The sequence below is a fragment of the Streptomyces sp. NPDC101118 genome (assembly GCF_044759445.1).
Classification (GTDB): domain Bacteria; phylum Actinomycetota; class Actinomycetes; order Streptomycetales; family Streptomycetaceae; genus Streptomyces.
This window is the reverse complement of record NZ_JBIVZG010000011.1, coordinates 99,592-113,867: the sequence shown is the minus strand read 5'-3', so window position 1 is coordinate 113,867 and position 14,276 is coordinate 99,592. Positions and strand designations below refer to the sequence as shown.

Here is a 14,276-nt window from a genome sequence, read left to right as displayed (position 1 = left end):
CCGCCCGTCCCCAGGCCCTCGGGTCCGCTACGGGCAGCCCACGGCGAAACCCGCCCGCTCAGCCCGTCCGGGCCCGGGCCACCCCGGACCTCAGCCCGTCCGGGCCCGGGCCACCCCGGACCTCAGTCCGTCCGGACCTCCGTGCGGTCGCCGCTCCACAGCGTGTGGTAGGCCCCCTCGCGGTCCACGCGGCGGTACGTGTGCGCGCCGAAGTAGTCGCGCTGACCCTGCGTCAGGGCCGCCGGGAGGCGTTCGGCGCGCAGCGCGTCGTAGTACGCGAGCGAGGCCGAGAAGGCCGGCACCGGCACCCCCTGCGCCACCGCCGTGGCGATCACCGCCCGCCAGTCGTCCTGCGCCGCCGCGGTCTCCGCCGCGAACCCCTCGTCCGCCAGCAGGCTCGGCAGCTCGGGCCGCGTCGCGTACGCCGCCCTGATCCGGTCCAGGAAGGCGGCCCGGATGATGCAGCCGCCCCGCCACAGCGCCGCCACGGCACCCAGGTCCACGCCCCAGCCGTACTCCCCGCTGCCGGCCCGGATCTGGTCGAAGCCCTGCGTGTACGAGACCACCTTCGACGCGTACAGGGCCTGCTCCACTCGCGCCGCGAACGCCTCCGCCGCCTCGCCCGCGAGCGGCACCGGCACCGGCCCGGCCAGCCCCCGCGAGGCGGACCGCAGCGCCGTGTGTCCCGAGACCGCCCGCGCGAACACCGCCTCGGCGATGCCGGACACCGGCACCCCGAGGTCCAGTGCGATCTGCACGGTCCACCGGCCGGTGCCCTTCTGCTCGGCGCGGTCCGCCACCACGTCCACGAACGGGCGGCCCGTCGCCGCGTCCACGTGCGCCAGCACCTCGGCCGTGATCTCGATCAGGTACGAGTCCAGGCGGCCGCGGTTCCACGCGCGGAAGGTCTCCGCGATCCGCTCCGGCGAGAACCCGGCCACCTCGCGCAGCAGGTGGTACGCCTCCGCGATCAGCTGCATGTCCGCGTACTCGATGCCGTTGTGCACCATCTTCACGAAGTGCCCGGCGCCGTCCGGCCCGACGTGCGAGGTGCACGGGGTCCCGTCGGCGGCCTTCGCCGAGATCCGCTCCAGCAGCGGGCCCAGCGCCTCGTACGACTCCTTCGACCCGCCCGGCATGATGCTCGGCCCGAGCAGGGCGCCCTCCTCGCCGCCGGAGATGCCGACGCCCGCGAAGTGGATGCCCAGCTCCCGCAGTTCGCGCTCCCGGCGCCGGGTGTCCTCGAAGTGCGCGTTTCCGCCGTCGACCACGATGTCGCCCGGCTCCAGGAGCGGCGCGAACTCGCGGATCACCGCGTCCGTCGGCTCACCCGCCTTCACCATGACGACCAGCCGGCGCGGGCGCTCCAGCGCCGCGACGAACTCCGCCGCGCTCTCCGCGGCCACGAAGGCGCCCTCGTGGCCGAACTCCTCGACCAGCGCCCGGGTCTTGGCGGCGGTGCGGTTGTGCACGGCCACCGTGAAGCCGTTGCGGGCGAGGTTGCGGGCCAGGTTGGAGCCCATCACGGCCAGGCCGGTGACCCCGATGTGGGCGTTGCCCTGCTGAGGCGTACTGTCCATCGTTCTGCGCTCCTGAGTGCTCCGGTGTGCGGGAGGGCCGACGCTACCCGCCCGACCTCGCGACCGGCGTCCCCCCGGCTCGCTGGAATGTCAACTTCCTCTTGAGTGCGAGCCGTTGCGCCCTCCGAGCCCCCTTGTCACGCTCCGGAGACCGACGTTAGGTTGTGCGATTCCTGATGTCTTCAAGGGGGCACTCATGGCCGTACGCGGCCGGCACCGCCGGTACCAGCCGAGCAGCATCAACCGCGCCTCGCTGACGGTCACGGCGGGCGGTGCGGGCATCGTCCTGCCGCTCATCGGCGCGGGCGACGCCCACGCGGCGAGCGTCGACACCTGGAACAAGGTCGCCGCCTGCGAGTCCAGCGGCAACTGGCACATCAACACCGGCAACGGCTACTACGGCGGGCTCCAGTTCAGCCAGAGCACCTGGCGCGCCTTCGGCGGCACCGTGCACGCCCCCCGCGCCGACCTCGCCACCAAGGCCCAGCAGATCGCGGTCGCCGAGAAGGTCCTCGACGGCCAGGGCCCCGGCGCCTGGCCGGTCTGCGGCCGCCAGGCGCAGCTCGCCCGGGGCGGCCCCGCGCCCGACGCCGCGCCGCGCGTGCAGACCCGTACGGTCAAGGCCGTACCGAAGCAGCAGGGTGCCGCCGGCACCCCGGCCAAGGCCGCCGTCCCGCGCGCCCAGGCCGGCAAGGGCTCCCCGTACACCGTGGCCCCCGGCGACTCGCTCTCCGCCATCGCCCAGGACCACCGGGTACGCGGCGGCTGGCACGCCCTCTACCAGGCCAACCGGCAGGTCGTCGGCGACGACCCGAACCTCATCCACCCCGGCCAGCGCCTCTCGCTGCGCGTCGGCACCCCGCGCGCCGTGCCCGCGCCCTCACCGGAGAAGCCCCCGCGCACGGCGAAGCCCGTCCCCGCCAAGCCCGAGGCGAAGACCCCCGCGAAGAAGGCCCCGGAGAAGAAGCCCGTCGCCCGGCAGGCCGGCACCAGGAAGCAGGGCGGCTTCACCGCCCCGGTCAGCGGTGCCGTCGGCACCCCGTACAACGCCTCCGGCTCGCACTGGTCCAGCGGCCACCACACCGGCGTCGACTTCCTCGTCTCCACGGGCACCTCGGTCCGGGCCGTCGGCTCCGGGCAGGTGGTCTCCGCGGGCTGGGCGGGCGCGTACGGCTACGAGATCGTCATCCGGCACGCGGACGGCAGGTACTCGCAGTACGCGCACCTGTCGGCGCTGAACGTCCGGGCGGGGCAGAGTGTCAACACCGGCCAGCGCATAGGAAGGTCCGGTTCCACCGGCAACGTCACCGGACCGCACCTGCACTTCGAGGTGCGCACCGGCCCCGGCTACGGCTCAGACATCGACCCGCTCGCGTACCTGCGCAACCGCGGCGTCTCCATCTGACGCCACCGCCGCGGCCACGCGGGCCGTCGACGCCGACGCCGACGCCGACGCCGACGCAGCGACGCGCGCTGCCGAGGCCACCGACGCTGCCGGCGCCGCCGAGACCGACGACGGAGCGGACTCCCGCCGGGCGCCCGAGGACACCACCACGCGCCCGGCGGGAGCCGCCGACGGCATGCCGTCTCCCGCCCGGCCCGATGAGATCGACTCGGACTCCGCCACCTCGGCGGCGTGCCGCTCCGTCATCAGCAGCACCACACCGGCCGCCGTGAGCATCGCGAACACCACCGCCCCGGCCGCCCCCGCAGGGCCGCCGCGGAACGATTCGCCGAACAGGGTCAGCCCCACCACGGCCGCCACCACGGGATTGACCACCGTGACCGTGGCCAGCGGCGCGGTCAGCCCGGCGCCCCGGTACGAGGCCTGGGACAGCAGCAGCCCGGACGTCGCCAGCCCCGCGATCACCAGCATCTCCCCGTACTGGGCCACCGGTGCCGCGGCGGTCCACCCGGTGGCCACCGACTTGGTGAACACCGAGGCGATGCCGAAGGCCGTGCCCGCGGCCGCCGCCAGCAGCACGCTGCGCTGGGCGGGCCGCCGCACCAGGTGCGAGGCGGCCCACAGCACCGCCACCGCGCCCGCCGTCACCGGCACCAGCAGCCCCCGCTCACCGGCGTCCAGCGGATCCGAGTTCACGGCCCGCCCGGTCAGCGCGAGCAGCCCCGCGAGCCCCGCCGTGGCCATCAGCGCCCCGCGCCAGGCGGTCCGCCCGGCGCGGCGGTGGACGAAGAGCGCGGCCAGCGGCAGGGCGAAGACGATCGTCAGCGCGCCCAGCGGCTGGACCAGGGAGAGCGGGCCGTACGCGAGGGCCGCGACGTGCAGCAGGGCGCCGAGTCCGTTCAGGCCCACCGCCGTCCACCACGCGGGCCGCCGCAGCGGCGCATAGGGGCGGTCCGGGGTGCTCACGGCCACCCGCTCCTGGACTATCGCGCCCCCCGCGTACGCGAGGGCCGATATCAGACAGAGGAGCACCGACAGCGCCAGCGCGCTCATCGGGACCCCGGCAACGTCAGGTCCATGTCTTCCAGAATGCCCCCGTCCACTCGACTATTCCTCGAACCTGAGCAGGTCATCGCCCTACCGCGGCTGGAGTACGGCGTACTGCGGGCGGCGCACGCCCCCCGGAACCACGCGCTCCGGCGGACGCGTTGTGACCGGGAGGTCGCGCACCGTGAGCGGGTTTGGAGGCCGGGCGGGGGGCTCCGTAAAGTTCTCCTTTCGGTACGGGACGCGCGCGCGACGCGTGCGCGGGCCACGGACGGCATCACGGACGACGCACGCGCGGCAGCGCACGGGCGACGGCCGGCCACGGGCGACGACCCGACCAGCGGACCACGAGCAACGAGGAACGGCAGCGGCCATGACGGTGACTGAAGACATCCAGGAGTACGGCCCGGGCATCGACCCCGAGCGCCTGGCCGTCTGCCTGAGCGTGCTCGAGGAGCTCGACAAGCTGGAGGTCGACCACCCCGACGCGATCACCGTGCGCCGCGCCACCGCGGGCATCTACCGCACGGTCAAGCAGCGCCGCCGCTCCGAGCGCCGCGCCGCCAAGACCGCTAACGACAAGGCCGTCACCGAGGCCACCGCCACCGGCTCCGCGCAGCGCATCGACGACGAGACCGAGGGCATCCTGCCCTCCTCGGTCACCGAGGCCGGGCGGATCGCCGGCATACTCCAGCGCCCGCGCTCCTGCTACGTCTGCAAGACCCGGTACGTCGAGGTCGACTACTTCTACCACCAGCTCTGCGCGGACTGCGCCGCGCTGAACCGGGCCAAGCGCGAGGCCGGCGCCGACCTCAACGGCAAGCGCGCCCTGCTCACCGGCGGCCGCGCCAAGATCGGCATGTACATCGCGCTGCGGCTGCTCCGCGACGGCGCGCACACCACGATCACCACCCGCTTCCCGAAGGACGCCATCCGCCGCTTCAAGGCGATGGAGGACTCGGCGGACTGGATGCACCGCCTGGAGGTCGTCGGCATCGACCTGCGCGACCCGGCCCAGGCCGTGGCGCTCGCCGACCAGCTGACCGAGGCCGGCCGGCTCGACATCCTGATCAACAACGCCACGCAGACCGTGCGCCGCCTGCCCAGCGCGTACGCCGCGCTGGTCGAGGGGGAGAGCGCCCCGCTGCCCGCCGGCGAGCTGCCCGCCCACCACGTCATCGGCGCCTTCGGCTCCGGCGCGGTCGACGGGCTGGCGGCCCTGCCGCTCGGCACGAGCGGGCTGGACGCCCAGAAGGTCGCCGACCTGGCGCTCGTCGCAGGCAACGCCAGCATCGAGCGGCACCTCGACGGCACCGCCATCGACGCGGGCGGCCTGCTGCCGGACGTCGTCGAGAGCAACACGTGGGTGCAGACCATCGACCAGATCTCCCCGGTCGAGCTGCTGGAGACCCAGCTCTGCAACTACACGTCGCCGTTCATCCTGATCAGCAAGCTGCGGCCGGTCATGGCCGCGGCCGCCCGGCAGTCGGCCAGCGGCCGCGCGTACGTCGTCAACGTCTCGGCGATGGAAGGCGTCTTCAGCCGCGGCTACAAGGGCGCGGGCCACCCGAACACCAACGCGGCCAAGGCCGCGATGAACATGGTGACGCGGACCAGCGCCCAGGAGATGTTCCAGGCCGACCGGATCCTCATGACCTCGGTCGACACGGGCTGGATCACCGACGAGCGCCCGCACTACGACAAGCTGCGCCTGGCGGAGGAGGGCTTCCACGCCCCCCTCGACCTCGTCGACGGCGCCGCCCGCGTGTACGACCCGGTCGTCCGCGGCGAGGCCGGCGAGGACCTGTACGGCGTCTTCCTGAAGGACTACTCGCCGGCCAACTGGTAGGAGACCGGGCCGCCGGAAGTCCCCGCCGGGCCCCCGGCCGTCCGCACGGGCCCCCCGGTCGTCGGCGCCGTGCCACCGGCCGTCCCCGCCGGGCGCACCCGCCCCCGCGACGCGGGGCCCGGCGCCCCCGCCCTCCCGGCGTACGCCCGGTCCGCGACCAGCTCCAGGACCGGGCGCCAGTCCTCCATCACCCCCGCGTCGAGCCCGGGGGTCTTCCCCGCGTCGTCGGCCTGGCGGAGGAGCACCGCCGCCCCCGCGTCCGGACCGGCCGCGAACGCCGCCGCCTCCTCGCGGCCCATCACCCCGCCCTGCGCGGCGAGGGTCAGCGCGCTCTGCGCCGACAGCGGCCGCCCCGGCTCGACCGCCGCCAGGTACCGCTTCGCCGGTACGTGCAGCCGCACCAGCCGCGCCACCCGCTCGCCCAGCAGCCCCCGCACCGCGTCCGCCGCGGTGTCCGCGTGACCCGCGTCGTCACCCGGACGGAGCAGATGGCCGAGGTCGTGCACGAGCCCCGCCACCTGAAGTTCCTTGTCCGCAGGGTGGGAACGGCGCAACAGATGTGCGGTCTGCAGGGCGTGATCGTGCAGATCCACCGGATCCCCGCTGCGGTCGGGCGTGTCCCACGCCCCGCGGCAGGCGTGCAGCAGCTCCATGAGTTCCGTGACACTGCTCACACGGGGCACGTCCGCCCCGCCGGTCTCCTCCGCCACCACGATTGCCTCCGCTCCCGCCGAGCCTTCCCCGTCCGACGGGGCGAGCAGACCACGGTCCGGTGAACACGACCGGGGACGCGGTGCTGAACGGGCGTAGTCGGGAAGGAGACAGGCCGGAATTCATCCCCCTATCGAGCGGGACCCCGCTCATATGTGTAACCTTAGGCGCACGGAAAGCCCCACCAAGGCCACCACCGTGTGAACACGAGACGGCGCCACCGCGACCGAACTGCCCTTTCCACTGCCCCGACGGACGATTCGGACCGGCCGGAGGCGACCGAGCGCGGGAGCCCGACGGGTTGCGCGACACGAAGGAGTGCGCGGTGACACCAGAGTTGACGCAGCATGATCAAGGCCTGAAGGAACGAGCCGCCGAGCGGCCCGGCCGCCGCCGTTCCGACGAGCTGGGCAGCCTGGAGGTGTGGGCCCGGTCGGCGCCCATCCGGCTGGCCGGCTACGAGGACGACCTCGCGGAGCCGCACATCCTGCCCGGCATCGACTGACAGCCGGCCCCGACGCGCCCCCGTGCCCCCTTCGGCACGGGGGCCCGCCATGAGCCGAGCTTCGCGGACCACGGCGGCCCCGCCGGAATCCTCGCCTCCGTCCGCTCCCGGTGAACGCCCGTCCGCCGTGGGCGATCGGACGTTCCGTCCGTGCCGCCCGCCGGGCACGCTGGCGGCATGAAACTGCTGATGCTGGGCGGGACCGAGTTCGTGGGCCGCGCCGTCACCGAGGACGCCCTCGCCCGTGGCTGGGAGGTCACGGTCTTCCACCGCGGCCACCACGCGCCGCCCCCCGGCGCCGCCGCGCTGCACGGCGACCGCACCACCCCGGAGGGCCTGGCCGCGCTGGCCGCGGGGGAGTGGGACGTGGTGGTGGACACCTGGTCCGGCGCCCCCGCCGCGGTGCGCGACAGCGCCCGCCTGCTCGCGCCGCGCGCCGGCCGCTACGTGTACGTGTCCAGCCGTTCCGTCTACGCCCACCCCGCGGCGCCGGACCTGGCCGAGGACGGTCCGGTCGTCGACTCCTCGCCGGACCTCACCGAAGCCCCGTACGCCGAGGCCAAGCGCGGGGGCGAACTCGCCGCCGAGGCCGCCTTCGGCGCCGCCCGCACCCTGTTCGTCCGCGCGGGCCTGGTCATCGGCCCGTACGAGAACATCGGCCGCCTCCCCTGGTGGCTGACCCGCACCGCACGCGGCGGCCCGGTCCTCGCCCCCGGCCCGCACGACCAGGCGGTCCAGTACGTCGACGTGCGCGACCTCGCCCGCTGGACCCTGGACGCCGCCGAGGCCGGCCTCTCAGGCCCGTACGACCTGGTCTCCCCGCCCGGCCACGCCACCCTGGGCGACCTGCTCGACGCCTGCGTCACCGCCACCGGCGGCACCGCCGCACTGCACTGGACCGACCCGGCGGTCCTGCTCGACGCCGGCATCGAACCCTGGACCGAACTCCCCGTCTGGCTCCCCGAAGGCCCCGACCACCAGGCCGTGCACGGCGCCGACGTCACCCGCGCCCTGGCCGCGGGCCTGCGCTGCCGCCCGGTCGCCGAGACGGTGGCCGACACCTGGGCCTGGCTCACCTCCCTGAACGGCCCGGCCCCCCACCGCCCCGACCGCCCCCCGGTCGGCCTGTCCCCCCACAAGGAATCAGCCCTCCTCCGCTCCCTCGGCGTTCCGGGCGCCTAGGCAGTTTCCTTTCGGCGGTGACCGGCGTACCGCCTCCTCGCCGGCGTCTGGTCCCGGTCGGCTGCCGTGCGATAGGTTCGGCCGGCCCCGCCCCCTTCAGGCCCCACATGGAGACACGCCTCACAATGAGCGACATCGTCAACGGACTTGGCCGGACCAGCGCCTACGGAGCGCTCGGCCTGGTGCTGCTGGTCCTCGGCATCGTGCTGGTGGACGTGCTGACCCCGGGCAAGCTGCCCAAGCAGATCTGGGAGGAGCGCAACCGCAACGCCGCCCTCATGCTCAGCTCCGCGCTCCTCGGCATCGGCGGCATCGTCTTCACCTCGATCTGGACCACGTACGACGACTTCGGCAAGGGCCTCGCGTCGACCGCCGCCTTCGGAGTGCTCGGCCTGGTCCTCATGGCGGTCGCGTTCCTCGTGCTCGACCTGGTCACCCCCGGCAAGCTCGGCGCCATAGTCGTCGACCCGGAGCCGCACCCCGCCGTGTGGGTCACCGCCTCCTGCAACCTCGCCGTGGCCGCCATCGTCTCGGCGTCCATCGCCTGACGCGCACCCGAAACCACACGAAGGCGCCGCTCCCGCAGGGGGCGGCGCCCTTGCGTGGTACCGGCCGCGGGGCCGGGCGGGCACGCCCTTGCAGACGTCACCCGTCCGGTCGACACGCCGAACCGGGCGGGGGACGATGGAGCCACTACGGCCCGCCCGCGCGCGGCAGGACTCCGCGCCCCGAGGCCGCCGGCCGTTCCGTACGGCCCGCGCCGGCCGGAGCCGGGAGACCTCCCGTACGGACCGCGCGTGCGCCCGGCCGGGCCCGAGGGCCCGGAAGCGACCCGGTCGCGCCGGACCCGACGAGGGAACGAGGAGAAGCATCATGCACCGACCCGCGCGCACCATCGCCGCGGCCGCCGTGATCGCGCTGGGCGCCTCGGCGCTCGCGGCGGCACCGGCGGTGTCCGCCCAGCCGCCCGCCGCCGCACCGGCGGCCACCTGCACCGTCTCGGACCCGAACCAGGTGGAGCGGGTCACGATCGAGGGCAAGGGATTCGCGCAGGGGGAGGCACAGCTGTCCTCGCCGGGCTCCGCCACCACCGACTTCAACGTGCCGGACGGCGGCTCCTTCCGCATCGCCAACAAGGCCGACGGCCGCTACGCCGTGACGCAGGGCGGCACCACCACCGTGTGCACCGGAGGCCCGGAACCCACCGTCGGGCCCGGCACCACCTACAAGGCCGGGGTCACGGCAGGCTGGGACGCCGTCCGCGAGGACTGCGCGGCCAAGCCGCCGGCGTCCGCGAACGAGGCCTTCAGGAACGGCTGGAACGACGGAGCCTCCGCGGCACGCGAACTCTTCTGCTCCTGACCCCTTCAACTCCCGGGCAGGTTCCGGCTGCGGGCTCACCGCCCGGATCCGGGGCCGGCCTAGTCGTACTCGTCCGGCGCGTCGTACGCGTCGTACGCGTCGTACGCCTCGTACGCGTCGTACTCGTCACCCCGGTCCCGGGCGGTGGCCAGGCGGGTCGGGGGGAGGAAGTCGCGGAGGAGGCGGCGGTGCCACCAGGCGCGGGTGGCGCGGAGTTCTGGCCAGGTGGTGAAGCGGTAGCGGTAGAGGCGGGCGCGGACGTAGACCGGCGGCGCGTCGGGGAAGGGGTTGTGCCGCAGCAGCCGGAGGGTGTCCCGGTCGTTCTCCAGCAGCCGGGTCACGAACGGCCCGAACCAGTCGCGCGCGTAGCCCGGGTTCAGCGCGGCGAACCACATCAGCCAGTCCAGCCGCAGGTGGTACGGGGCGAACTGGCGCGGCATCCGCTTCACGTCGCCGGGCTTCCCCTTGAACTCGTACGGCAGCCACTCGCTCCCGCGCGTCGGCACCGGGTCGGCGGTGCCCTCGACGACCACCTCGTCGCGGATCCGGCCGACGGTGCCGAAGGCCCCGTACGCGTTCACCAGGTGCAGGGAGTCGAAGGAGCGGTTCATCACCTGGCGCCGGGAGAGCAGGTTGCGGGCCGGGTGGTAGCTGAGCACCAGGACCAGTGCCGTCAGCGCGCACACCAGGACGGTGTACCAGACCGGGGTCGCCCCGAAGTCCGCCGCGGTCCGCTCCGGAGCGCCGAAGAGGGTGAAGTCCACCGCGGACAGGGCGAGGACGATGGTGATCCAGTTCAGCCAGGCGAAGTTCCCCGAGAACACCAGCCACAGCTGGGTCACCACCATCACGGCCGCCGCGACCGTCGCCACCGGCTGCGGGGTGAACAGCAGCACCGGCACCAGCAGTTGTGTCACGTGGTTGGCCCCGCACTCCACCCGGTGCAGCGGCCGGGGCAGCCGGTGGAAGAACCAGCTCAGCGGCCCCGGCATCGGCTGGGTCTCGTGGTGGTAATAGAGGCAGGTCAGCCGGCGCCAGCACGGGTCGCCCCGCATCTTGATCAGCCCCGCGCCGAACTCCACCCGGAACAGCACCCAGCGCACCAGCCAGAGCACCAGCACCGGCGGGCCCACCGAGGAGTTGCCGAGGAACACGGCCAGGAACCCGGCCTCCAGCAGCAGGGACTCCCAGCCGAACGCGTACCAGGTCTGCCCGACGTTGACGATCGACAGGTACAGGGCCCACAGCACGAGCCACATGGCCATCGCCGCACCCAGCGGCACCGCGTCGGCCGCGCCGAACGCCACTGCGGCGGCCAGCAGCACGCCGGTCCACGCGCAGCACGCGAAGAGCCGGTCGGAGTAGCGCAGTTGGAAGACGCTGGGGGCGCGGGAGAAGGGCACCAGGTGCACGTAGCGCGGGACGGGCAGCATCCCCTTCTCGCCGATCAGCGCGCGGAACTGGAGCGCGGCGGCGAGGAAGGCGACGGCGTACAGCCCGGCGAGACCCCGCTGGAAGACCAGCCGGCTCAGCCAGTAGCCGGGCTCGGTGAACCAGTCCATCGCCTCCAGTATCCGCCCGGGAGCCGCCCCGGCGCCTCGGGCCGCCCCGGAGCCTCAGGCCGCCCCGGAGCCTCAGGCCGCCGCGAGCCGCCGCAGCCGGCGGCCGCACAGGCGGGCGAAGCGCAGCTGCAGGAACGGCACGACCGGCCCGGCCAGGCGGGTGTACCAGGTGGCGGGCCGGCTGAACGCCGTCACCGTGAACCACACCGCCCCGTCCTCGGCCAGCTCCACCAGGAACGACTCCTCGCCCTGCTCGGGGTGGCCGTGCCGGGTGCCGTACGCGAAGCCGGTGAGGTCCCGCTCGTACGCGGCCCAGACCACCTCGCAGGGCACGGACAGCTCCAGCCGGCCGATGCCGAGCCCGTTGTCGAGCCGTACGCCGGGCTCCGCGCGCTCCCGGTCGGCCCGCACCCGCAGGCCGACGGCCCGGTGCATCGCGAAGGTGGTGACGGCCCGGCCGACGGCCTCGAAGGCCTCCCGGCCGGTGCCGACCCGGGTGCGGTGGCGCAGGTGGTTGTAGCCGGCGGGCAGCGGGCCGCGCAGGGTGGCGCCCGCCTCGGGGTAGCTCAGGGCGCCGGGGTCGAGCAGCGGGTTCATGCCGGTGTCTCCTTCAGTCGGTGCCAGGCCAGCACCGAGCACAGTGCGAAGCCGAGGGCGTTGCCGAGGCCGTGGGTGGCCGCGGTCCAGGTCAGGCTGAGGTGGGGGAGTCCGGTGGCCTCGCCCAGGGCCCAGCTGAGCGCGAGCAGCATGGTGGCCGGCAGGACCACCGCGGAGGTGGTGAGCAGGGCGCGGGTCAGGCGGTCGGCGGTGCGGCCGCGGATGTCCTGCCAGGTGAGCAGCGAGACGGTCCACATGCCCGCGGTCAGCACGAGTGCGCCGGCCAGTTCCAGCCAGTCGTCGACGAAGTACCCGGCGAGGACGAGCAGTGTCCCGGCCGGAACGCTGTACGCCGCGAAGCGCGCCCGCGGCCCGGCCCCGGCCGCCCGGCAGACCAGCCCCGCCACCAGCGCCGCGGTGAAGCCGGCGAAGTGGAAGTGGGGCACGGTCAGCGCCAGGATGTCGAGGTCGAAGCCGAAGAGGTGCCGGCCGGCGCGCTCGGCGACCAGTGCGGTCGCGGCCACCGAGGGCGAGACCAGCGCGGTGAGCAGGGCGACCTCCTCCGCCGGGAGGCGGAGCCGGAGCCGGAGCCGGAGCCGGAGCCGGTCGCGCCCCGCCGGGGCCGGCCGCCCTGCCGGTTCCCCCCGCGCCGCCCGCACCAGCCGGGCTCCGGCAAGGGCCGCGAGGGCCAGGGCGGCCAGCGCGTACACGGCGGCCAGGGCCGTGGCCGCGGCGCCCCTCGGCAGCCACAGGGAGACCGCCCCCGGCAGCGCGGCCACCGGCCACCAGCGCGCCGCGACCGTGAGGACCCCCGTCCCCCGCGGTCCGGCGGAGCCGGCCAGCCGGAGGCCTGCCGGAACGACGGCCAGCATGCCGAGCGCCACCACCGGATCGACCAGCAGCTTCAATGCGGACACGACCCACCCCCCTTGAACGTGTTCAACTCGCATGTGCAGCCTACGCATCTTCTTGAACATGTTCAAGAAGGGCCCCGCTGCGCGACGCCCTCCGCCATTGGTGCACGCAGCGTCACCCCCCGGCCCCGCTCCGCTTGCAACCCGGTGTGCGGCCCCGCAGACAATGAGGGCATTCCAGGCCGAAGAGGAGATTCCGTGCGAGCAACGGTCCGCAGCTACCCCCTCGCCGCCTGCGTGGCCGCCCTCGGCCTCCTCACCGCGGCCTGCTCCGACGGCGCCGGCGCCCGCGCCGCCACCGGGGGCCAGGAGGTCCACCTCCAGCCCGTGGCCGCGGCCGGCCCCGACCCGTTCACCGCGTCCACGGCGACCTCCTCCGTCGCCCTCCCCTCCGGCACCGGCGGCACCTCGGGCACGGCCGACGTCGAGCCGACCGACAGCGGCGGCGCCCCCACCCTGCGCACCATCAACGGCGCCGTCCCCGGTCTCTACGGCGGCACCCACAAACTGGGCAGCTGCGACGTCGAACAGCAGGTCGCCTTCCTCGCCGCCGAACAGGCCAGGGCCCGCGCCTTCTCCCGGGCCGCGGGCGTCGCCCAGGCCGAACTCCCCGACTTCCTGCGCGGGCTCACCCCGGTCGTCCTGAGGGCCGACACCCGGGTCACCAACCACGGCTTCCGCAACGGCCGGGCGACCAGCTTCCAGTCCGTGCTCCAGGCCGGCACCGCCGTCCTCGTCGACGAGCACGGCCTGCCCCGCGTGCGCTGCGCCTGCGGCAACCCGCTGATGCCGCCCGCCGCCGTCGAGGGCAAACAGCTGCACCGGGGCGCTCCCTGGCCCGGCTACCAGCCCCATCAGGTGGTCGTGATCAAGCCGACCACGCAGGCGGTCACCAACCTGGTGATCGTCAACATCACCGACAACACCTGGATCGAACGCACCACCGGCGACGACGGCGCCCAGGACCGCCGCCCCGCGGTCCCGCCGGCCCACGACCCGACCGGCCCGATCCCCTCCGACGCACCCGCCGGCACGGACACCGGCTCCGGCGACCCCTGCGCCACCCCGAGCAGCACCCCGACCCCGCCCCTGAGCGCCACCCCGAGAGCGGACGACGGCACCGCCCCGGAGCCCCCCGCCGCACGGCCCACCGACTGTCCGCCGCTCACCCCGCCGCCCGCGGAGGTGTCGCCCGACACCACCACCCCCGACACCACCACCCCCGACACCACCACCCCGGACCGCAGCGGCCCCGCCGAGCCGCTGCCCACCCTCCCGGACACCGGGACCGGCACCACGCCCGGCGAACTCCCCGGCGACGTCCCGTCCGACCTGCCGCTGGAGACCCCGCCCGGGGACCCGCTCACCGGAGAGGTCCCGGTGCAGCCGGACGGCTCGACCGGAGACCCGTACGGCCCCTACGACCCCTACGGCGTGGACCCGTACGCCCCCTACAGCCCCGACCCGTACGCCCCCTACGACCCGTACGGCGGCACCGGCGACACCCAGGCTCCCGATCCCGACGCCTACCTGGAGAACGCCTGAGCCGAGCACACCGCGCG

The 14,276-nt window shown here is 74.6% G+C and carries 12 protein-coding genes and 1 pseudogene; 7 read left to right on the top strand and 6 right to left on the bottom strand.

What is annotated here, in order from left to right:
* Nucleotides 1-122 precede the first annotated feature (122 nt).
* The gene (gene gndA, locus ACIQUQ_RS19380) at nt 123-1,580 is read right to left on the bottom strand and encodes an NADP-dependent phosphogluconate dehydrogenase (protein ID WP_403977218.1); all 1,458 of its coding nucleotides are present in this window, start codon (nt 1,578-1,580) and stop codon (nt 123-125) included.
* Nucleotides 1,581-1,776: 196 nt separating this feature from the next.
* Here gndA and ACIQUQ_RS19375 point away from each other — a divergent pair, with 196 nt between their 5' ends.
* Nucleotides 1,777-2,985, top strand: a complete 1,209-nt coding sequence (locus tag ACIQUQ_RS19375) for a transglycosylase family protein (protein WP_403977216.1) — start codon at nt 1,777-1,779, stop codon at nt 2,983-2,985.
* On the opposite strand, the gene ACIQUQ_RS19370 is transcribed toward ACIQUQ_RS19375, so the two are convergent.
* Nucleotides 2,935-4,038 carry a DMT family transporter gene (locus ACIQUQ_RS19370; protein WP_403977214.1) on the bottom strand — a complete coding sequence of 368 codons (1,104 nt, stop codon included), beginning with the start codon at nt 4,036-4,038 and terminating at the stop codon, nt 2,935-2,937. The genes ACIQUQ_RS19375 and ACIQUQ_RS19370 overlap by 51 nt on opposite strands.
* Nucleotides 4,039-4,405: 367 nt before the next feature.
* Between ACIQUQ_RS19370 and ACIQUQ_RS19365 the strand changes: the two genes are divergently transcribed.
* Nucleotides 4,406-5,881: an SDR family NAD(P)-dependent oxidoreductase gene (locus ACIQUQ_RS19365; RefSeq protein ID WP_403977212.1), complete on the top strand. Its 1,476-nt coding sequence runs from the start codon at nt 4,406-4,408 to the stop codon at nt 5,879-5,881.
* Between the two features lie 146 nt (nt 5,882-6,027).
* Here the strand turns inward: ACIQUQ_RS19365 and ACIQUQ_RS19360 are convergent.
* A pseudogene (locus tag ACIQUQ_RS19360) lies at nt 6,028-6,534 on the bottom strand (inositol oxygenase family protein); the annotation flags it as partial.
* Nucleotides 6,535-6,917: 383 nt separating this feature from the next.
* On the opposite strand from ACIQUQ_RS19360, the gene ACIQUQ_RS19355 reads away from it, so the two are divergent.
* The 4 genes from ACIQUQ_RS19355 to ACIQUQ_RS19340 all read left to right on the top strand — a co-directional run bounded on the left by ACIQUQ_RS19355 (nt 6,918) and on the right by ACIQUQ_RS19340 (nt 9,641).
* Nucleotides 6,918-7,097, top strand: coding sequence for a hypothetical protein (locus tag ACIQUQ_RS19355; RefSeq protein ID WP_403977210.1), 180 nt, complete (start codon nt 6,918-6,920; stop codon nt 7,095-7,097).
* A 177-nt stretch (nt 7,098-7,274) separates the two neighbouring features.
* Nucleotides 7,275-8,279, top strand: coding sequence for an NAD-dependent epimerase/dehydratase family protein (locus ACIQUQ_RS19350; RefSeq protein ID WP_403977208.1), 1,005 nt, complete (start codon nt 7,275-7,277; stop codon nt 8,277-8,279).
* A gap of 125 nt (nt 8,280-8,404) precedes the next feature.
* On the top strand, nt 8,405-8,827 hold the full coding sequence (locus tag ACIQUQ_RS19345; RefSeq protein ID WP_403977206.1) for a DUF350 domain-containing protein: 423 nt from the start codon (nt 8,405-8,407) through the stop codon (nt 8,825-8,827).
* A gap of 325 nt (nt 8,828-9,152) precedes the next feature.
* Nucleotides 9,153-9,641, top strand: coding sequence for a hypothetical protein (locus ACIQUQ_RS19340; protein ID WP_403977204.1), 489 nt, complete (start codon nt 9,153-9,155; stop codon nt 9,639-9,641).
* Between the two features lie 59 nt (nt 9,642-9,700).
* On the opposite strand, the gene ACIQUQ_RS19335 is transcribed toward ACIQUQ_RS19340, so the two are convergent.
* The 3 genes from ACIQUQ_RS19335 to ACIQUQ_RS19325 all read right to left on the bottom strand — a co-directional run bounded on the left by ACIQUQ_RS19335 (nt 9,701) and on the right by ACIQUQ_RS19325 (nt 12,708).
* The gene (locus ACIQUQ_RS19335) at nt 9,701-11,203 is read right to left on the bottom strand and encodes a lipase maturation factor family protein (RefSeq protein ID WP_403977202.1); all 1,503 of its coding nucleotides are present in this window, start codon (nt 11,201-11,203) and stop codon (nt 9,701-9,703) included.
* A gap of 72 nt (nt 11,204-11,275) precedes the next feature.
* Complete coding sequence (locus ACIQUQ_RS19330) at nt 11,276-11,800, bottom strand: DUF1990 family protein (protein WP_403977200.1); 525 nt, start codon at nt 11,798-11,800, stop codon at nt 11,276-11,278.
* Complete coding sequence (locus tag ACIQUQ_RS19325; RefSeq protein WP_403977418.1) at nt 11,797-12,708, bottom strand: YndJ family protein; 912 nt, start codon at nt 12,706-12,708, stop codon at nt 11,797-11,799. The genes ACIQUQ_RS19330 and ACIQUQ_RS19325 overlap by 4 nt, the downstream gene beginning before the upstream one ends.
* 204 nt (nt 12,709-12,912) lie before the next feature.
* Between ACIQUQ_RS19325 and ACIQUQ_RS19320 the strand changes: the two genes are divergently transcribed.
* Nucleotides 12,913-14,259: a DUF6777 domain-containing protein gene (locus ACIQUQ_RS19320; protein WP_403977198.1), complete on the top strand. Its 1,347-nt coding sequence runs from the start codon at nt 12,913-12,915 to the stop codon at nt 14,257-14,259.
* Nucleotides 14,260-14,276 lie beyond the last annotated feature (17 nt).